The 19514-nt window shown below is 73.1% G+C and carries 16 protein-coding genes; 9 read left to right on the top strand and 7 right to left on the bottom strand.

Annotated elements, in window-relative coordinates:
• Positions 1–24: 24 nt before the first annotated feature.
• A complete protein-coding gene (gene rsmI, locus ACZ6KF_RS25095) occupies positions 25–870 on the bottom strand; it encodes a 16S rRNA (cytidine(1402)-2'-O)-methyltransferase (RefSeq protein WP_356628276.1) in 846 nt (281 codons plus the stop codon).
• Positions 871–929: 59 nt separating this feature from the next.
• On the opposite strand from rsmI, the gene ACZ6KF_RS25090 reads away from it, so the two are divergent.
• From ACZ6KF_RS25090 to ACZ6KF_RS25080, 3 genes are all read left to right on the top strand, one after another.
• Positions 930–2687 (top strand): dolichyl-phosphate-mannose--protein mannosyltransferase, encoded by a 1758-nt coding sequence (locus ACZ6KF_RS25090; RefSeq protein ID WP_469176673.1) that lies wholly within the window; start codon positions 930–932, stop codon positions 2685–2687.
• Positions 2688–2802: 115 nt separating this feature from the next.
• Positions 2803–4446: a penicillin-binding transpeptidase domain-containing protein gene (locus ACZ6KF_RS25085; RefSeq protein ID WP_469158716.1), complete on the top strand. Its 1644-nt coding sequence runs from the start codon at positions 2803–2805 to the stop codon at positions 4444–4446.
• A 114-nt stretch (positions 4447–4560) separates the two neighbouring features.
• Positions 4561–6231 (top strand): penicillin-binding transpeptidase domain-containing protein, encoded by a 1671-nt coding sequence (locus ACZ6KF_RS25080; RefSeq protein ID WP_469240448.1) that lies wholly within the window; start codon positions 4561–4563, stop codon positions 6229–6231.
• A 175-nt stretch (positions 6232–6406) separates the two neighbouring features.
• Here ACZ6KF_RS25080 and ACZ6KF_RS25075 read toward each other — a convergent pair whose 3' ends face one another.
• Positions 6407–6766, bottom strand: a complete 360-nt coding sequence (locus ACZ6KF_RS25075; RefSeq protein ID WP_356628268.1) for an SsgA family sporulation/cell division regulator — start codon at positions 6764–6766, stop codon at positions 6407–6409.
• A 173-nt stretch (positions 6767–6939) separates the two neighbouring features.
• Between ACZ6KF_RS25075 and ACZ6KF_RS25070 the strand changes: the two genes are divergently transcribed.
• The 5 genes from ACZ6KF_RS25070 (at position 6940) to ACZ6KF_RS25050 (ending at position 11194) form a co-directional block, all read left to right on the top strand.
• On the top strand, positions 6940–8001 hold the full coding sequence (locus ACZ6KF_RS25070; protein ID WP_356628266.1) for an energy-coupling factor ABC transporter permease: 1062 nt from the start codon (positions 6940–6942) through the stop codon (positions 7999–8001).
• Position 8002: 1 nt separating this feature from the next.
• Positions 8003–8764 carry a cobalt ECF transporter T component CbiQ gene (gene cbiQ / locus ACZ6KF_RS25065; RefSeq protein WP_469176680.1) on the top strand — a complete coding sequence of 254 codons (762 nt, stop codon included), beginning with the start codon at positions 8003–8005 and terminating at the stop codon, positions 8762–8764.
• Positions 8752–9510 carry an energy-coupling factor ABC transporter ATP-binding protein gene (locus tag ACZ6KF_RS25060; RefSeq protein ID WP_469240446.1) on the top strand — a complete coding sequence of 253 codons (759 nt, stop codon included), beginning with the start codon at positions 8752–8754 and terminating at the stop codon, positions 9508–9510. The genes cbiQ and ACZ6KF_RS25060 overlap by 13 nt, the downstream gene beginning before the upstream one ends.
• Before the next feature lie 68 nt (positions 9511–9578).
• Complete coding sequence (locus ACZ6KF_RS25055) at positions 9579–9923, top strand: MarR family winged helix-turn-helix transcriptional regulator (RefSeq protein WP_356628515.1); 345 nt, start codon at positions 9579–9581, stop codon at positions 9921–9923.
• Positions 9924–10021: 98 nt separating this feature from the next.
• A complete protein-coding gene (locus ACZ6KF_RS25050; RefSeq protein WP_469240444.1) occupies positions 10022–11194 on the top strand; it encodes a serine hydrolase domain-containing protein in 1173 nt (390 codons plus the stop codon).
• A 6-nt stretch (positions 11195–11200) separates the two neighbouring features.
• On the opposite strand, the gene ACZ6KF_RS25045 is transcribed toward ACZ6KF_RS25050, so the two are convergent.
• From ACZ6KF_RS25045 to ACZ6KF_RS25030, 4 genes are all read right to left on the bottom strand, one after another.
• The gene (locus ACZ6KF_RS25045) at positions 11201–11476 is read right to left on the bottom strand and encodes a DUF1876 domain-containing protein (RefSeq protein ID WP_356628258.1); all 276 of its coding nucleotides are present in this window, start codon (positions 11474–11476) and stop codon (positions 11201–11203) included.
• A 91-nt stretch (positions 11477–11567) separates the two neighbouring features.
• A complete protein-coding gene (locus ACZ6KF_RS25040; protein ID WP_469240441.1) occupies positions 11568–12059 on the bottom strand; it encodes a YbaK/EbsC family protein in 492 nt (163 codons plus the stop codon).
• 643 nt (positions 12060–12702) lie between these two features.
• Positions 12703–14928: an MMPL family transporter gene (locus ACZ6KF_RS25035; RefSeq protein ID WP_356628252.1), complete on the bottom strand. Its 2226-nt coding sequence runs from the start codon at positions 14926–14928 to the stop codon at positions 12703–12705.
• A 137-nt stretch (positions 14929–15065) separates the two neighbouring features.
• A complete protein-coding gene (locus ACZ6KF_RS25030) occupies positions 15066–15677 on the bottom strand; it encodes a TetR/AcrR family transcriptional regulator (protein ID WP_469158709.1) in 612 nt (203 codons plus the stop codon).
• Between the two features lie 199 nt (positions 15678–15876).
• Between ACZ6KF_RS25030 and ACZ6KF_RS25025 the strand changes: the two genes are divergently transcribed.
• Positions 15877–19158 carry a S41 family peptidase gene (locus tag ACZ6KF_RS25025; protein ID WP_469240439.1) on the top strand — a complete coding sequence of 1094 codons (3282 nt, stop codon included), beginning with the start codon at positions 15877–15879 and terminating at the stop codon, positions 19156–19158.
• Positions 19159–19240: 82 nt separating this feature from the next.
• Here the strand turns inward: ACZ6KF_RS25025 and ACZ6KF_RS25020 are convergent, their stop codons facing one another.
• Positions 19241–19441: a hypothetical protein gene (locus ACZ6KF_RS25020; protein ID WP_469176688.1), complete on the bottom strand. Its 201-nt coding sequence runs from the start codon at positions 19439–19441 to the stop codon at positions 19241–19243.
• Positions 19442–19514 lie beyond the last annotated feature (73 nt).

The following is a 19514-nucleotide window of genomic DNA, read 5'->3' as shown; positions in this document are numbered from 1 at the left end:
GACCGTACCTACCCCCCGGGGCCGCTACGCCCCCTTTTTCGCCGCCACCACCGCGTCGAAGACGACCCGCTTGGGCACGCCCGCCTCCACGGCCACCGCCGCGATGGCCTCCTTGCGTCGCTCCCCCGCCTCCTCCCGCACCCGCACCCGCCGCACCAGCTCCTCCGCGTCCGGTTCCTCGGCCCCCCGCTCGGGCGCGCCCTCCACGACCACGGTGATCTCCCCGCGCACCCCTTCGGCCGCCCACTGCGCCAGCTCGGCCAGCGGGCCCCGCCGGACCTCCTCGTACGTCTTGGTCAGCTCCCGGCAGACGGCGGCCCGGCGCTCGCCGCCGAACACCTCGGCCATCGCGGCGAGGGTGTCGTCGAGCCGGTGCGGGGCCTCGAAGTACACCAGCGTGCGCCGCTCGCCCGCGACCTCGCGCAGCCGCGACAGCCGCTCGCCGCCCTTCCTCGGCAGGAACCCCTCGAAGCAGAAGCGGTCGACGGGCAGCCCGGACAGCGCGAGCGCGGTCAGCACGGCGGACGGGCCGGGCACGGCGGTGACCTTGACGTCCCGCTCCACCGCGGCGGCGACCAGCCGGTACCCGGGGTCGGACACCGACGGCATGCCCGCGTCGGTGACGAGCAGCACGCGCGCGCCGCCCAGGAGTTCCTCGACCAGCTCGGGCGTGCGGGCGGACTCGTTGCCCTCGAAGTACGACACGACACGCCCCCTGGGGGTGACGTCGAGCGCCTGGGTGAGCCGCCGCAGCCGCCGTGTGTCCTCGGCGGCGATCACGTCGGCCCCCGCCAGTTCGGCGGCGAGCCGGGGCGGTGCGTCCGTGATGTCGCCGATGGGGGTGCCTGCCAGTACAAGGATTCCTGTCACGCCCCAATCGTCGCAGGGAACCTCGGGACTCCCACAGAAGCGTTCCCTACGATGGCGCGGTGACCAGTACCGCGTCCTCCACGGACACCCGGCAGGACCAGTCCTCCCCCGAGGGGCGGGCCGAGTCCTCGTGGCAGCAGCGGCTGCGCCGCTTCGGATACGCGCCGGCGGATCCCCGCGGCGACGTCCGGGACCGTCTGGTTCCGCCGTACGCCGGCGCCGAGCCGAGTCCGCGCATGTGGGCGGCGCTCGGCGTCGCCCACCCGCTCGCCGTGCGGATCAACCGCTGGGCGGGCTGGGCCGGACCGCTGCTGGTGGCGCTGTTCGCGGGGGTGCTGCGGTTCTGGCACCTGGGCAGCCCGAAGGACGTGATATTCGACGAGACGTACTACGCGAAGGACGCGTGGGCGATCGTCCACCGCGGCTACGAGGTCAACTGGGACAAGGAGGTCAACGACCTCATCCTCAACTCGGGCGGAAACGTTCCGATCCCCACGGACGCCGCGTACGTCGTCCATCCGCCGGTCGGGAAGTACGTGATCGGCCTGGGCGAGCTGATGTTCGGGTTCGATCCGTTCGGCTGGCGGTTCATGACCGCGCTGCTGGGCACGCTGTCGGTGCTAATGCTGTGCCGGATCGGGCGCCGGCTGCTGCGTTCCACGTTCCTCGGCTGCCTTGCGGGCGCGCTGATGGCGGTGGACGGGCTGCACTTCGTGATGAGCCGCACGGCGTTGCTGGACGGCGTGCTGATGTTCTTCGTGCTGGCGGCCTTCGGCTGTCTGCTGGTCGACCGGGACCGGGCGCGCGCGAGGCTGGCCGCGGCGCTCCCGGTGGACGAGGACGGCCGGGCGCGACCGGACGCGTACACGGCGGAGCACACCCGTCTGGGGTGGCGGCCCTGGCGGCTGGCGGCGGGCGTGATGCTGGGTCTGGCCTTCGGCACGAAGTGGAACGGCCTGTACTTCCTGGCCGCGTTCGGCGTGCTGACGGTCCTGTGGGACGCCGGCGCGCGCCGGGTGGCGGGCGCCCCGCACCCCTACCTCACGATGCTGAAGCGGGACGCCGGCTGGGCGTTCCTGTCGACGGTGCCGGTCGCGATCGCCACGTACGTCGCCTCCTGGACGGGCTGGATCCTCTCCCCCGACGACGGCAAGGGCGGCTACTACCGGAACTGGGCGGCGACGGACGGCAAGGACAGCGCCTGGTCGTGGCTGTTCCCCGACTGGTGGCGCAGCCTGTGGCACTACGAGAACCAGGTGTACGACTTCCACGTCGGCCTGCACTCGCCGCACACCTACGAGTCCAACCCGTGGACGTGGATCGTCACCGGCCGCCCGGTGTCCTTCTTCTACGAGGACCCCGACCCCGGCGTGGCCGGCTGCCCCGTCGACGCGGGCGGCAAGTGCGCCCGCGAGGTGCTGGCGCTGGGCACGCCGATGCTGTGGTGGGCGGCCTGCTTCGCGCTGCTGTACGTGCTGTGGCGCTGGTTCTTCCGCCGCGACTGGCGGGCGGGCGCCATCGCCTGCGGGATCGTGGCCGGCTACCTGCCCTGGTTCTTCTACCAGGAACGGACGATCTTCTTCTTCTACGCCGTGGTCTTCGTGCCGTTCCTGTGCCTGGCGGTGGCGATGCTGATCGGCGCCCTGCTCGGCCCGCCCCGCTCGGACGACGGCCGCCGGGTGGCGGGCGCGACGGGCGCGGGCGTCCTGGTGCTGCTGATCGCCTGGAACTTCATCTACTTCTGGCCCATCCACACCGGCCAGTCCATCCCGATCGACGACTGGCGGTCGCGGATGTGGCTGGATACCTGGGTTTAGCGGCCGGATACCCGGCGTTGGGCGGGTTCGGCAACAACGATCGGGAAAACTCCGGCCGCCGTTGTGGCATCCCGTGCCTACAGTGCGTGGGGACTACAACGGGAGGGGCGCTGCGATGCGCAGGGGGGTCAAGGTCGGCATCGTCGGCGGGGTGTTCGCCGCGATGGTCGGCGGTGCGGGGTACGGGGCGTTCAACGTGGTGTCCGCGCTGGACGGGGGCGGCGGGGACGGAGGCGGGGGCGCCGGTGGGACCGCGGCCGTGGAGACCGGGCCGCCCGGCGCGGACGAGGTGCGCGAGACCGCGCGGAAGTTCTTCGCCGCGTGGTCGAACGCCGATGGGGCCGCCGCGGCACGGCTCACCAACAACGCCGTCGAGGCGGAGCCGGTGCTGACCGCGTTCGGGGAGTCGGCGCACATCACCGACGTGAGGATCACGCCCGGCGCGGCGAAGGACAGCACCGTGCCGTTCTCCGTCGAGGGCAGGGTGTCGTTCGGGGGGAAGTCGAAGCCGATCGCCTACGACAGCGCGCTGACCGTCGTGCGTGGCGTGACCACCGGGCGGCCGCTGGTCGACTGGGAGCCGTCCGTCGTCCACCCCCGGCTGAAGGCGGGCGACACGCTGGTCACGGAGGAGTCGGCGAGCGCTCCAGTGGAGGCCCTGGACCGCGACGGGAAGGTGCTGTCGAGGAAGGAGTACCCCTCCCTCGGGCCGATCCTGGACACGCTGCGCAAGCGGTACGGCGACAAGGCGGGCGGCGAGCCCGGCGTCGAGCTGGTCGTGCGGCACGCGGCGGCCGAGGCGGCCGACACCCCGCTCGTGACCCTGTCCGAGGGGCGGCCGGGCCGGCTGCCGACCACGCTGAGCGCGGCCGTGCAGGCGGCGGCCGAGCGGGCGGTGCGGCGGTACGACGAGTCGTCCGTGGTCGCCCTCAAGCCCAGCACCGGCGAGGTGCTCGCGGTGGCGAACAACCGCGCGGACGCCTTCAACGCGGCCTTCGAGGGACGGGTCGCGCCCGGCTCCACGATGAAGATCGTCACCGCGGCGATGCTCATCGACAACGGCGTGACCACGATGAACGGCCCGGCGCCCTGCCCGCCCACCGCGACCTGGCAGAGCCAGACCTTCCAGAACCTCACCGGCATGCAGCCCGACGAGGGCGCCACCCTGGCGAACAGTTTCCTGCGCTCGTGCAACACGGCCTTCATCAAGCTCGTGGACGAGCAGCCGCTCACGGACGCGTCGCTGACGCAGGAGGCGCAGCAGCGGTTCGGGATCGGCCGGGACGACTGGAAGACCGGCATCACCTCCTTCGACGGCAGCGTCCCGCCGGTGGCCGGACCGGACCGCGCGGCTGGCGCGATCGGCCAGGGCCAGGTGCAGATGAACCCGCTGACCGTGGCGTCGGTGACGGCGACCGCGATGACGGGCGCGTTCCGGCAGCCGTATCTGGTCTCCCCGGACCTGGACGGCCGGCAGCTCGCCACCGCCGACGGCCTGCCCGCGAGCACGGCGGCCCAGCTCAAGCAGATGATGCGGCTGACCGCCACGCAGGGCACGGGCGCGTCGGCGATGAGCGGCCTCGGCGGCGACATCGGGGCGAAGACCGGCTCGGCCGAGGTCGCGGGGCAGGCCACGTCGGACAGCTGGTTCACCGGCTTCCGCAACGACCTCGCGGCGGCGGCCATGACCAAGGAGGGCGGCCGCGGTGGTGAGGCGGCCGGCCCCATCGTGGCGGACGTGCTGCGGGCAGGAGGCTGAACCGCTCCACAGGACGGGACTCTAAGGTGGTCGCCGTCGTTGGATGCGTGAGGCGGACGAGGGCGCCCCGGGTGACGGGGGCAGGGCCGGGACAGCGCGGAGGATCGGGAAGCAGTGGGCAAGAGAAGGCGTGTCGCCGAGCGACGGAAGACGAATCCCGCCCTCATCGGCGGGGTGATCGCCGTGGCCGCCGCCGGGGCCGGGGTCGGCGCCTACGCGCTCTTCGCCGGCGGCGGCACGACCGGGACCGCCGCGAGCGCCGCCCACCAGCAGGTGCGGTCGGTGCGGACCGGCCCTCTCACCGCCGACGAGGTCGACGGGGCGGCGACCCGTTTCCTCACCGCCTGGCAGCGGGGCGACGCCGCGAAGGCCGCCCGCGCCACCGACGACGCCAAGGCCGCCAAGGCCCTGCTCGCCGGTCACGCGAAGGACGCCCGGATCACGGACCTCGCACTCACTCCCGGCGTCCGCAAGGGCGACCGCGTCGCCTTCACCGTCCGGGGCGAGGTGCGCCACGGCGACACCGCGAAGCCGCTGACGTACCGCAGCGCGCTGACCGTCGTCCGCGACGGCGGCGACGGCGAGCCGGTGGTCGACTGGCGGCCCTCCGTCGTCCACCCCGACCTGCGCGAGGGCGACCGGCTGGTCACGGGCGAGGCCGGCGACCCGCCCGTGACGGCGCTGGACCGCGACGGCGGGAAGCTGACCACGAAGAAGTACCCGTCGCTGGGGCCGGTGCTGGACGGGCTGCGCGAGAAGTACGGCAGCACGGCCGGCGGCACGGCGGGCGTCGAGTTGCGTGTGGTGCGCGGCAAGGCGTCCACGGCGAAGAAGCTGTCCGACAAGACGCTGCTGGAGCTGAGCGAGGGCACCCCGGGCACGGTGAGGACGACGCTCAGCCCGCGCCTGCAGGCCGCCGCCGAGAAGCAGGTCGCCGCGAAGTCCCGGGCGTCGGTGGTGGTGCTGCGCCCGTCCACGGGCGAGATCCTCGCGGTGGCGAACTCCTCCCCCGGCTTCAACACCGCCTTCCAGGGCTCGCTCGCGCCCGGATCCACGATGAAGGTCATCACCGCGTCGCTGCTGATCGAGAAGGGGCTGGCGTCGGCGGACAAGGCGCACCCCTGCCCGAAGTACTTCACCTACGGCGGCTGGAAGTTCCACAATGACGACAAGTTCAGGATCGAGGACGGCACCTTCAAGGCCAGCTTCGCCCGGTCCTGCAACACGGCCTTCATCAGCCGGGCGCCGAAGCTGGAGGACGACGACCTGACCGAGCAGGCGCAGCAGGTCTTCGGCCTGTCGCTGAACAACTGGGCGGTCGGCGTGCCCACCTTCGACGGCTCGGTGCCGGTGCAGACGAAGGCCCCGATGGGGGCGTCGCTGATCGGGCAGGGCGGGGTGCGGATGAACCCGCTGAACATGGCGTCGGTGTCGGCGACCGTGAAGTCGGGGGTGTTCCGGCAGCCGTATCTGGTGTCCCCGTCGGTGGACGGGCGGACGCTCGCGAAGGCGGCGCGCACGATGTCCGGGGGCACGCTGGCGCAGTTGCGGGAGCTGATGGCGTACACGGCGGCGTACGGCACGGCGGCGGAGGCGATGGCCGGGGTCACCGGCGACGTCGGCGCGAAGACGGGGTCGGCGGAGGTCGACGGCCAGAAGAAGCCGAACGGGTGGTTCACCGCGTACCGGGGCGACCTCGCGGCGGCGGGCGTCGTCCAGGCGGCGGGGCACGGCGGCGAGACGGCGGGCCCGATCGTGGCCGCGCTGCTCAAGCACGGCGGCTGATCGGGCGGCGCTGCTCGAGCAGCAGGGCGGCCGATCGGGGCGGCGCTGCCCCGGAAACAGGGCGGCCGATCGGGGCGGCCCGGCGGCGGGGCGGCTTGGTCGGCCGCCCCCGGTCCGCAGCGGGCGCGGCCCCTACGGCGGGCAGCCCGCGTCCGGTCAGTGGTGCACCGGCGTCTCAGTGGTGCACCGGCGTCGTGGCCTCGGCATGGGTGCGCCGCAGGAAGCGCACCAGCGTCTTCGACTCGAACTCGACGACCGAGACGCCGTGCGCCGTGTGGAACTCGACCACGGCCTGAACGCGCCCGCACGGCCACACCCGTACGTCGCCCGAGCCGGCCGGGGCGCGCAGGCCCTGTTCCAGCACCTCGCGGGAACAGGCCCACTCCTGGGCGCCCGGCAGGGCGATGCGGACCGTGCGCGGATCGCTGTCGGGGTCGTAGCGCAGGACGACCGGAACCGCTCCGTGTTCCTCGGACGCCCCGGCGTCCATGTCCGTGACGATGTGTGCTCGCGCGTACTGTTCGACTACAGACATCGGACGGCCCCTTTACTCAGCGTGGCCTGTGCGGAAGCCATGAATCCGCTCCCAGTCCAATGTCCCACAATCCGGGAATCACACCTCCCGGAGCAATCCGGTTCGGCCCCTTTAGCACATCGAGACGCTCTCGCTCTTGCAAAGCGTTCGCATTAAGCCACTATCATCGAACGGTGCATGTACCTGACGGATTCATCAACGCGCCCCTCTCCGTCGCGGCCGGAGCCGTCGCCGCCGGCGCCGTCGCCGTGAGCCTGCGCGGCGCGCGCCGCGAACTGGACGAGCGCACCGCACCGCTGGCCGGGCTGGTGGCGGCGTTCATCTTCGCCGTGCAGATGCTGAACTTCCCGGTCGCCGCCGGGACCAGCGGACATCTGCTCGGCGGAGCCCTGGCCGCGATACTCGTCGGCCCCTACACAGGCGTGCTGTGCATATCCGTGGTCCTGCTGATGCAGGGCATCCTCTTCGCGGACGGCGGCCTGACCGCGCTCGGCGTGAACATCACCGACATGGCCGTCGTCGGAACCGTCGTCGCCTACCCCGTCTTCCGGGGTCTGGTGAAGGTGCTGCCGCGTTCCCGGCGGTCGATCACCGCCGCCTCCTTCGTCGCCGCGCTGCTGTCGGTGCCGGCCGCCGCCGTCGCCTTCACGTTCCTGTACTGGCTCGGCGGCACCGCCGACGTCTCCATCGGCAAGGTCGCCACCGCCATGGTCGGCGTCCACCTCCTCATCGGCATCGGCGAGGCCGCGATCACGGCGCTGACGGTCGGCGCGGTCGTCGCCGTACGGCCGGACCTGGTGTACGGCGCCCGGGACCTGCGCCGGCCGCTGAAGCTGCGGGTCGGCGGCGAGCTGGTCGACGCCCCGGCCCCGGAGCCCGAGCCGGCCCGCGCGCGTTCGCCGCGCACGGTGTGGATCGCCGGTCTGGCCGCCTCCCTGGTGCTCGCCGGGTTCGTCAGCTTCTACGCCTCCGCCAGCCCCGACGGCCTGGAGAAGGTCGCCGCCGACAACGGCATCGACGAGAAGGCCGAGGAGCACGCCGTCGCCGACTCGCCGCTCGCCGACTACGGCGTCGAGGACGTCGAGGACGCCCGGCTGTCCGGGGGCCTCGCGGGGGTGATCGGCGTCGGCGTGACCGTCGTCGCGGGCACCGCCGTCTTCTGGTCGGTGCGCCGCCGCCGCAGCGACGAGCCGGCCGGCCCCGCGGACGTGCCGGCCGCCCGCCCGAGCGCCTGACATGGGCGCCGGACACGCGCACAAGCTGTACCGGCACGGGCACTCGCCCGTGCACGCTCTGCCGCCGCACACCAAGCTCGCGGCCGTCTTCGCGTTCGTGGTGGTCGTGGTGTCCACCCCGCGCGAGGCGATGTGGGCCTTCGGGGTCTACGCCGTGCTGCTGGCGGTGGTCGCGGTCGTCGCGCGCGTGCCGGCCCCGTTCCTGCTCAAGCGGCTGCTGATCGAGGTGCCGTTCGTCGCGTTCGCGGTGCTGCTGCCGTTCGTCGCGGAGGGCGAGCGCACGGAGGTGCTGGGCGTGTCGCTCAGCGTCAGCGGTCTGTGGGGTGCCTGGAACGTCCTCGCCAAGGGCACCCTCGGCGTCGCCGCCTCCGTGCTGCTGGCGTCCACCACCGAACTGCGCGAGCTGCTGCTCGGCCTGCAACGGCTGAAGCTGCCGCCGCTGCTGGTGCAGATCGCCTCCTTCATGATCCGCTACGGCGACGTCATCGCCGACGAGATGCGGCGGATGCGGATCGCCCGGGAGTCCCGCGGTTTCGAGGCGCGCGGCGTGCGGCACTGGGGCGTGCTGGCGAAGTCGGCGGGCGCGCTGTTCATCCGGTCCTACGAGCGCGGCGAGCGCGTGCACCTGGCGATGATCAGCCGCGGGTACGCCGGGTCCATGCCGGTGATCGACGAGGTGACCGCGTCGCGGGCGCAGTGGTCGGGCGCGTTCGCCCTCCCGGCGACCGCTCTCGCCGTCTGTCTGCTGGGATGGGTGCTGTGACTGCTTCCCTCGAGGTCTCGGGCCTCGCCTTCGCCTACCCCGACGGCCACCAGGCCCTGTTCGGCGTGGGCTTCCGGATCGAGCGCGGCGAACGGGTCGCGCTGCTCGGGCCGAACGGCGCGGGCAAGACGACGCTCGTGCTGCACCTCAACGGCATCCTCGGCGGCGGCACGGGCAGCGTGACGGTCGCCGGGCTGCCGGTCGGACGCAAGCACATGGCGGAGATCCGGCGCCGGGTCGGGATCGTCTTCCAGGACCCGGACGACCAGTTGTTCATGCCGACCGTGCGCGAGGACGTCGCCTTCGGCCCGGCGGCGGCCGGGCTGAAGGGGCCGGAGCTGGAGGCGCGCGTGGACCGGGCGCTGGAGCAGGTCGGGATGGCCGCGTTCAAGGACCGGCCGCCGCACCATCTGTCCTTCGGGCAGCGCCGGCGGGTCGCGGTGGCGACGGTGCTGGCGATGGAGCCGGAGATCCTCGTCCTGGACGAGCCGTCGTCCAACCTCGACCCCGCCTCCCGCCGCGAACTCGCCGACATCCTGCGCTCGTTGGACGTCACCGTCCTCATGGTCACCCACGACCTGCCCTACGCGCTGGAGCTGTGCCCGCGCTCGCTGATCCTCAGCGACGGCGTGATCGCCGCCGACGGCCCGACCGGCACCCTGCTCTCCGACGAGCAGCTGATGCGCGCCCACCGGCTGGAGCTGCCCTTCGGGTTCGACCCCAGGTCCGTGACAATGGGCGCGTGACGCGACACGAGAACGCCCGGGACGACGCCGTCGCCGTCGAGGAAGGGGCTCAGGCGCCGGAAGGGTCGCTGCTCCTGGACGAGCAGCTGTGCTTCGCGCTGTACGCCGCCCAGCGGGCGGTGACGGCCGCCTACCGGCCGCTCCTGGACGAACTCGGGCTCACCTACCCGCAGTACCTGGTGCTGCTGGTGCTGTGGGAGCGCGGCGAGACGACGGTGAAGGACCTGGCCGCCGCCCTGCGCCTGGACTACGGCACCGTCTCGCCGCTGCTCAAGCGGCTCCAGGCGGCCGCCTCGCGGTCGCCCTCAGCGTCTCCCTGCCGGTGCTGGACGCGCAGGTCGCGGCCCGGCTGGTCGACGCGGCGCACGAGGTGTGCCCGTACTCGAACGCGACCCGCGGGAACGTCGACGTGACGATTCTGCTGGGATAGCGGGGATCGGGCGGCCGGAATCGGCCGGTGGGCGGGGGCGTTGCAGGGAGCGTGACGCCGCGAGGGAACGGGAGTACGGACGTGGATGTGAACGGCACGGTCGCCGAGGGCTTCGAACCGGTCGGGGACGCGTTCGTCCGCAACTTCGAGGTGCTCGGCGACCGGGGCGCGGCCGTCTCCGTCTACCGGGACGGGCGCCGGGTCGTCGACCTGTGGGCCGGGGTCCGGGACGTCGACGGCACGGACGGGTCGGCGCCCTGGGAGCGCGGCACCGCGCAGATCGTGCGCAGCGCGACGAAGGGCGTGGCGGCGGCCGTGGTGCTGCTGCTGCACCAGCGCGGGTTGCTGGACCTGGACGCGCCGGTGGCGGCGTACTGGCCGGAGTTCAAGGCGGGCGGCAAGGAGCGGGTCCTGGTGCGGGACGTGCTCGCCCACCGGGCCGGGGTGCCGGTGCTGGACCGCCCGCTGGACGCGCGGGAGGCGCTGGACCCGGAGCGGGGGCCGGCGGCCGTGGCGGCGCAGGCCCCGGTGTGGGAGCCCGGCACGGACCACGGCTACCACGCGCTGACGTACGGCTGGATGGTGGACGAGCTGACCCGGCGGGTCACCGGGCGGCGGACAGGCGAGTGGCTCGCGGCGGAGGTCACCGGGCCGCGCGGCCTGGAGCTGTGGCTGGGGCTGCCCGAGGCGGAGACCGGGCGCGTGGGGCGGGTCGGCGAGACCGAGGCGCCGTCGGCCGGCGGCGCCCTGCGCACCCGGCCCAAGCGTGCGGTGGCCGAGGCCTACCGGGACCCCGGCTCCCTCACCCGGCGGGCCTTCGCGGCCGTGACGCCGTTCCCCGACCAGAACGACCCCGCATACCGCGCCGCGTCCCTGCCCGCGACGAACGGCATCGCCACGGCGGACGGCCTGGCCCGTTTCTACGCCTCGCTGATCGGCGAAGTGGACGGCGAGCGGGCCCTTTTCACGCCGGAGACGGTGGAACTGGCCCGGCGTGAGCACGCGTCGGGGCCGGACCGGGTGCTGGTGGTCAACACCCGTTTCGGCCTGGGCTACATGCTGCACGGCGGGGCCTCGCCACTGCTGTCGCCCGGCTCCTTCGGCCACCCGGGCCGGGGCGGCGCCCTCGCGTTCGCCGATCCGGAGGCCGGCGTCGCCTTCGCCTATGTGACGAACGGCTTCCGCAAGAGCGTCACGGCCGACCCGAGGGCGCAGGCGCTGGTGACGGCGGTACGGCAGTCGCTGGGCCGCTGACCGGGCTCACACGTGGATCGGGTGCGAGGTCCGTCCCGACGCCTCGTCGATCTCGTCGTGCGCCTTGGTGAGCAGCCGCATCGCCAGCTCGTTCAGTGCCCGGGCGCCGGCGATCTCCTCGCCCACCCGGGGCTGGTTGGGGTCGGTGCGGTGCCGGGTGGCGTGCCCGTGGGCGCGCACCTCGCTCCCGTCCGGCAAGCGCACCAGCGCGGCCGCTTTCGTGTGCTGGTCGTCCTCCTGGAACTCCAGCTCGACGTGCCATCCCACTGCGGTGTGCATCATGACGATCACCTCCGGAAGACCTCCTTCCAGGGTGCGCCCGACGGGGCACGGGCGCACCCACGCGGGCGGCCACCGGACAGCCACCGGGCCGCTACCGGCGTTCGCGCACGTCCACGAGGTCGCCGCCGGCGTGGGCGATCAGCGTCTTGGGCTCCATCGGGAACACGGTGTGGGGGTCGCCGGCGGCGGCCCAGACGACGTCGTGGGCGAGCAGCCCACGGTCGGCGAGCACGCGCGTGCGCGTCCGGTGGCCGAAGGGCGGGACGCCGCCGATGGCGTACCCGGTGACCTCGCGCACGACCGCGGCGTCGGCGCGCGTGACGCGCTGCGCGCCGAGCGCCTCGCGCACCAGCCCGAGGTCGACGCGGGAGGCGCCGTCCATGAGCACCAGGACGGGGACGCCGTCGGCCGCGAAGACCAGTGACTTGTAGATCTGACCCAGCTCGCATCCGATGGCCGCGGCCGCCTCGGCGGCGGTCCGGGTGGCCTCGGGAAATCTCCGTGCCCGCTCGCCGACGTCCCCGAGCCCCAGCTCCCGCAGAGCCTCGCCGAACCGCGGATGCACCGCACCACTCGTCGTCATACGGGGCACGCTAACGGCGTGAGCGGCGCGGACGCGACCGAGTTACCCCGGTACGGCATGACGGCGGGCGCCACGGCCGGAGGCCTCCGTGCGCCGCTCCCTCCCCGCCGCCGCGGCCGTCGCGGTCGCCTCCGCAGCCGTCCTCGCCGGCGGCTGCACCGGCCCTGCCGAAACCGCCGCCCCCGCGCAGAGCCGTCCCGCGCAGCCCTCCGCCGAGCAGACGCCCGCCGAGCGGCCCCCGGCCGGAGGAACGCCGTGGCCTTCCGGACTGGAACTCTCCCCTCCAGGCCCGGTTCCTCGTCGCCGAGACGACCGGCACCCGCGGCAGGGACCTCCCCGGGCCTTGACCGGCGGACGTACTCCGTCCACGCCCACTGCACCGGCGAGGGCCGGGTGACCCGGTCGACCGGGACGGCGGGGGCGAGCCCCATCCGGTGGCATGCGACGGCGCGCCCACGGCCGGTGTCGTGCACACGCCAGAGAAAGCCGCAGCTCCTCGCCGTCCGGGTGAGCGGCGGCGCCGTCGTCCGGAGGATCGCCGTCGTCTCGGGCAGCCACCGGGGCTGACGTCCCGGCGGCACGAAGAAGCCGGTGAGGGCCTGCCCCGTCCCCACGGTGCCCTCACCGGCTTGTCTGCGGCGTGTCAGACGCGCGCCAGCGCCCGGTCCTCGTCCGTGTCGTCGGCCGGACCCGACAGGTCGCGCAGGCCCTCGCCCTCGACGTCGACGTTGGGCAGGGCGCGGTCGAGCCACTTCGGCAGCCACCAGGCCCTCTTGCCCAGCAGCGCCAGGACCGCCGGGACGATGGCCATGCGGACCACGAATGCGTCGAAGAAGACCGCGATCGCGAGGCCGAAGCCGATCATCTTGACCATGGACTCGCTGGAGCCGATGAAGCCCGCGAAGACCGCCATCATGATGACCGCCGCCGCCGTGACGACCCGCGCACCGTGCCTGAAGCCGGTGACGACCGCCTGGCTCGGGCTCTCGCCGTGGACGTACGCCTCGCGCATCCGGGTCACGAGGAACACCTCGTAGTCCATCGCCAGGCCGAAGACCACGCCGACCATGAAGATCGGCATCATCGACATGACCGGACCGGTCTCCTCGACGCCCATCAGGCCGGCCAGCCAGCCCCACTGGAAGACCGCGACCACGGCGCCGAGGGCCGCCATCACGGAGAGCAGGAAGCCGAGAGCCGCCTTCAGCGGGACCAGGACCGAGCGGAAGACCACGATCAGGAGGAGGAAGGCCAGGCCGACCACCAGGATCAGGTACGGCACCAGCGCGTCGTTCAGCTTCTGCGAGACGTCGATGTTCATCGCCGTCGAACCGGTGACCAGGACCGTGGCCCCGGTGTCCGCCTTGATGCCGGCGCCGGTGTCCCGGATGGCGTGGACCAGGTCCTCCGTGGTGACCGAGGACGGCTTGGCGTCGGGGATCACGGTGATCGTCGCCGTGTCGCCGGACTTGTTCGGCGCCGGCGGGGTCACGGTGACGACGTCGTCCAGACCCTTGATGTCGTCGACGACGCCGTTGAACACCTCGGTCGGGTCGTCGGCGCCCTTGGCGTCGGTGACCACCATCAGCGGGCCGTTGAAGCCGGGACCGAAGCCCTCGGACAGCAGGTCGTAGGCCCGGCGCTGGGTGGTGGAGGTCGGCTGGGAGCCGTCGTCGGGCAGGCCCAGCTCCAGCGAGGCCGCGGGGACCGCCGCCGCGCCGAGGCCGATCACGCCCAGCAGCAGCACGGCCACCGGACGGCGGACGACGAAGCTCGCCCAGCGGGTGCCCATGTTCGGGCGGGCCGCCCCGCCGTCCTGGTTCTTCTTGCGCCCGCCGCCGAGCAGCTTGCCCTTCTCGCCCGCCGGACGGACCTTGCGGCCCGCGTAGCCGAGGAGCGCCGGGATCATGGTGAGCGCGATCAGGACCGCGATGGCGACGGTGCCCGCCGCCGCGACGCCCATCTTCGTGAGCATCGGGATGTTGACGACCGCGAGGCCGACCAGGGCGATCACGACGGTCAGACCGGCGAAGACGACCGCGGAGCCCGCGGTGCCGACGGCCCGGCCGGCCGCCTCCTCGCGCCCGCGGCCCTCGGCCAGTTCGGCCCGGTAGCGGGAGACGATGAACAGCGCGTAGTCGATGCCGACCGCGAGGCCGATCATCATCGCCAGAGTGGAGGTGGTGGAGCCCAGGTCCAGCGTGCTGGCGAGGGCGGTGATGGACGAGACGCCGATGCCGACGCCGATGAGCGCGGTGAGCAGCGGCATGCCGGCCGAGATCAGCGAGCCGAAGGTGATGACGAGGACCACCGCGGCGACCGCGATGCCGATGATCTCCGTGGTGCCGGTGTGCGGCACGGCCTGCAGCGCGTCACCGCCGATCTCGACGGTCAGCCCGGCGTCCCGCGCCTGCTGGGCGGCGTCCTCCAGGGCCTCCTTGGTGGACTCCTCCAGCTCCATGCCGGAGACGTCGTAGCGCACCGACGCGTAGGCGATCGCGCCGTCCTTGCTGACGGCGTTCTCCGTGTACGGGTCGGCGACGGAGGCCACCTCGGAGCCGCCGGACAGCTCCTTCACCGTCTCCTGGACGGTCTCCTTGGGGCCGGCGTCGGTCATCTTCTCGCCGGCCGGCGCCTTGAAGACGACCCGTGCGGTCGCTCCGTCGGCGCTCATGCCGGGGAAGCGCTCCTCCAGCAGGTCGAAGGCCTTCTGGGCCTCGGTGCCGGGGATGGAGAAGGAGGCGGAGCCGGGGGTGGGGGCGCTCGCCGCGCCGACACCCGCCAGCGTCAGCAGCGCCACCCATATCAGGGCGACGAAGTGCCGTCGCCGAAAGGCGAACCGGCCGAGTTTGTAGAGGAACGTGGCCACGAGGGCGTACTCCCGGTCAGGTCGTGGGTACTTCAGGGCAGGGATGATCAGCCCGACGACGTGAGCGGTGACGTCAGGTGGTGCTGATGGTCGTGCTGCAGGTCGTGCCGCTGGGGAAGGGGGCTGGCAGGGGACTGTCAGTGAGCCGGAACGCCGAGGGCGGGGAGGACCACGGCGTCAATGTACGCGCGCAGGAACGCCTGCGTCGGTGGCTGGTCGTCGATCAGCGTCCGCGTCGCGAACGCCCCGACCAGCATGTGCACGATGTAGTCGAGCGCGGGGCGGTCCGGCTGGACCTCGCCGCGGTCGACGGCCCGCTGCATGACGCGCTGGAACTCGTCCATCTCGGGTTCGACGAGGAGTTCCTTGAACGCCTTGAGCAGATCCGCGTTGTTGTGCACCGCCATGGCCAGGGCCCGCATCAGCGCGGAGTTCTGGGCCATGGCGCAGTCGTCCTCGCGGGTCACCAGGGCGTGCAGGTCGCCCCGCAGCGACCCGGTGTCGATGTCGCCGATGGAGCCCGGCTTGCTGTGCCGCAGGGCCCGGACCACCAGCTCGGCCTTGCCGCCCCACTGGCGGTAGAGCGTCGCCTTGCTGGACCGGGTGCGGGCGGCCACGGCGTCCATGGTGAGGGCGTCGTAGCCGACCTCGCGGAGCAGGTCGAGCACCGCTTCGTACAGTTCGGCCTCGCGCTCGGGGGTGATCCGGCTGCGACGTGCCGTCGCCGTAGCCGTCACGGTCTCCGTCATGTCGTCCCACCTTCCCGTCGAACCGAATCCGTACGACACCGTTTCGTACAAGACGAAGGTAGCGCACCCACCCTGCGAAACGAAACCGTTTCGTTCGTGGTGTGGGTCACGCCGCGCGCTTCCACGCACCCCCGGCGCGCGCACCCGTGCGCCAAAGGCACGAGTTGCCCCGGTGCGTCCCAGGGAAAAGCATGGTGACGTGACCTATCTGCGCCTGCCCCACCTCAGCGGTGACCTGCTGTGCTTCGTCGCCGAGGACGACCTCTGGCTCGCCTCCGCCGACGGACCGGGCCGCGCCTGGCGGCTCACCGTCGACCGCACCAAGCTGGGGCACCCCCGCTTCTCGCCGGACGGCCGGCAGATCGCGTTCACGAGCTGGCGCACCCTCGTGCCCGAGCTGCACCTCGTCCCGGTGGACGGCGGGCCCGCGCGCCGGCTCACCCACTGGGGCAGCCCCGACACCCGCGTCTGCGGCTGGACGCCCCCCGACGCGGACGGACACAGCGACATCCTCGCCGTCGCCTCGCACGGCGAGCCCTTCTCCCACTTCACCTGGTCCTACAAGGTCTCCCCCGACGGCGACCCCGGCCGCAAACTCCCCTGGGGCCCGGTCACCGACATCCAGGTCGGCGACGTCGACGGCGAGCGCCGCACCCTCCTGCTGACCGGCACCCCGCCGCACGAACCGGCCTCCTGGAAGCGCTACCGGGGCGGCGCCACCGGCCGCCTCTGGCTGCACGGCCGACGGCTCCTCGCCGACCTGGAGGGCCATCTGCACTCCCCCCTGTTCGTCGGCGACCGGATCGCCTTCCTCTCCGACCACGAGGGCGTCGGCAACCTCTACTCCTGCGCCCACGACGGCTCCGACCTGCGCCGTCACACCGACCACGACGCCTTCTACGCCCGGCACGCCGCGAGCGACGGCGCCCGCGTCGTCTACCAGTGCGCCGGCGACCTGTGGATCGTGGACGACCTGTCGCCCGGCTCCCGGCCCCGCCGCCTCGACGTGCGCCTGAGCGGACCGCGCGCGGGCCGCCGTACGTACCAGGTCCCCGCGGCCCAGCACGTCGCCGGACTCTCGGTGGACGAGACGGGCCGGGCGAGCGCGGTCGTGGTGCGCGGCAGCCTGTACTGGCTCACCCACCGCGACGGTCCCGCCCGCACCATCGCCGACACCCCGGGCGTACGGGTCCGGCTCCCGGAGATGCTGGGCCCCGGCGGCCAGGTCGCCTACGTCACGGACGCGGAGGGCGAGGACGCGATCGAGATCGCCTCCCTGCCGCGCGCCACCGGCGTCCGCCCGCCGCGCCGGCTGGCCTCCGGGCGGCTGGGCCGGGTGCTGGAGCTGGTGTCCGACCCCCAGGGCGAACGCCTGGCCGTCGCCTCGCACGACGGGCGGCTGCTGCTGCTCGACGTGACCGAGGAAGGCTCGGCGGGCGGCGACGTGACCGAAGAGGGCGGGGCGGGCGGCGCGGTCACCGAGCTGGTCCGCTCCGACAACGGCCCCGTTCGCGACCTCGCCTTCTCCCCCGACGGCTCCTGGCTGGCCTGGTCGCATCCCGGCATCGGGCGTTCCCTGCGCCAGATCAGGCTCGCCAGGATCCAGGACCGGCTGATCGTGGACGTCACCAACGGCCGCTTCGAGGACGAGAACCCCGTCTTCACCAGCGACGGCCGCTATCTCGCCTTCCTGTCCTGGCGCGGCTTCGACCCGGTCTACGACGTGCACACCGGCGACCTGTCCTTCCCGCTGGGCTGCCGCCCCTATCTGGTCCCGCTGTCCTCGGCGACCCCGTCCCCGTTCGCGCTGTCGCCCGACGGGCGTCCGGCAGCGGGGGGCCTGGACCCGGTGGAGGACGAGGAGCCCGGCGACGGCAGCGCCCCCACCGTGGAGGTCGAGGGCCTGCCGAGCAGGGTCACGCCGTTCCCGGTGGCGGCCTCCAAGTACTCGGCGCTGTTCCCGGTCGCCGGCGGCGGACTGGTCTGGCTGCGCTGGCCGATCTCGGGCGCGCTGGGCGAGACCTTCGCCAACCCCGACGACACCACGGGCCGCCCGACGCTGGAGCACTTCACCATCAGCAAGGCGAAGAAGTCCGAACTCGTCTCCCACCTCGACTGGTTCGCGGTCAGCGGCGACGGCAGCCGGCTGGTCGTCGTCGACGAGGGGGACCTGCGCGCGGTGCCGGCCACCGAGCCCGGCGACGGCGACACGACCACCTGGATCGACCTGCGCCGCATCCTCCACGAGGTCGATCCGGGCGCGGAGTGGCGGCAGGCGTACGAGGAGGCGGGCCGGATCATCCGGGCCCACTTCTGGGACCCGGGGATGTGCGGCATCGACTGGGACGCGGTGCTCGCCCAGTACCGCCCGCTGGTCGAACGGGTCGCCTCCCCCGACGAGTTCGCCGACCTGCTGCGCGAGGTGCTCGGCGAACTGGGCACCTCCCACGCCTATGTCACCGCCGCCCGCCGCAACGAGGGGCCTCCGGTCTACCAGCGCCGGCAGGGCCTGCTCGGCGCCAACTTCGTGTGCCGGGACGGCCGGTGGATGGTCAAGCGGATCCTGCCCGGCGAGTCCTCCGACTCCAAGGCCCGCTCCCCGCTGGCCGGTTCGGGCGTCCGCGAGGGCGCGGTGCTCACCCATGTGGACGGGCGGCCGGTGGATCCGGTGACCGGCCCCCATCCGCTGCTCGCCGCGGCGGGCGGTACGACGGTGGAGCTGACCTTCGTCCCGGCGGAGGGCCAGGGCCGCTCCCGCCGGGTCGCGGTCGTCCCGCTGGTCGACGAGCGGCCGCTGCGCTACCAGGACTGGGTGGCCAAACGGCGCGAGGTGGTACGGGAGTTGAGCGGCGGGCAGTGCGGCTATCTGCACATCCCGGACATGGGCGGCTCGGGCTGGGCTCAGTTCAACCGCGATGTGCGCATGGAGATGTCCCGCCCGGCGCTCATCGTCGACGTGCGCGGCAACGCGGGCGGTCACATCAGCGAACTGGTGGTGGAGAAGCTGACCCGCACCATCCTGGGCTGGGACCTCACCCGCGACGCGCAGCCGGTGTCGTACGCCTCCAACGCCCCGCGCGGACCGGTGGTGGCGCTGGCGGACGAGGCGACGTCCTCCGACGGCGACATGATCACGGCCGCGTTCAAGCTGCTGAAGCTCGGGCCGGTGGTCGGGCAGCGGACGTGGGGCGGGGTGGTCGGCATGACCGGCCGGCACCGGCTGGGCGACGGCACGGTCATCACCGTGCCGATGAACGCGGCCTGGTTCGACGCGTACGGCTGGTCGGTCGAGAACCACGGCGTCGCCCCGGACGTGGAGTCCCTGCGCACCCCGCTGGACTGGGCGGAGGGGCGGTACGCCGAACTGGACGACGCGGTACGGCTGGCGCTGGAACTGCTGGAGAGCAATCCGCCCGCCTCCCCGCCCGACTACAGCGCCGTCCCCGACCGTTCACGCCCGAAGCTGCCGCCGCGGACGTGAGGGCATGAGGGCGACAACGGCGTGAGGACAGCACAGAAGGGGCGCCCCTTGGGGCGCCCCTTGCGCTGCTCCGGGACCGAGGTCACATGTCGTAGTCCTCGTCGAGACGGTCCTCGTCCCGCTCCCGCATCGGGTCGCGCTGCGGCTCGCGCTGCGGCTCGCGCTGCGGGTCCTGCTCACCGCCGCGGCGCTGCCCGATCCGCTCCTTGGCCTGGTCCATCTTGTCCTGGCCCTGCTCGCGGAGCTTGTCGGCCCGGTCCTGGAACTTGTCCTTCATACCCATGTGCGTTCACTCCTGGTCGTGGGTGAGGGAGGGTTCCCTCACGGCCTCGACCAGATTTGCACGGGCGGACAAA

Source organism: Streptomyces sp. NPDC046379 (assembly GCF_055587785.1).
This window is presented reverse-complemented; position numbering and strand designations above follow the sequence as displayed.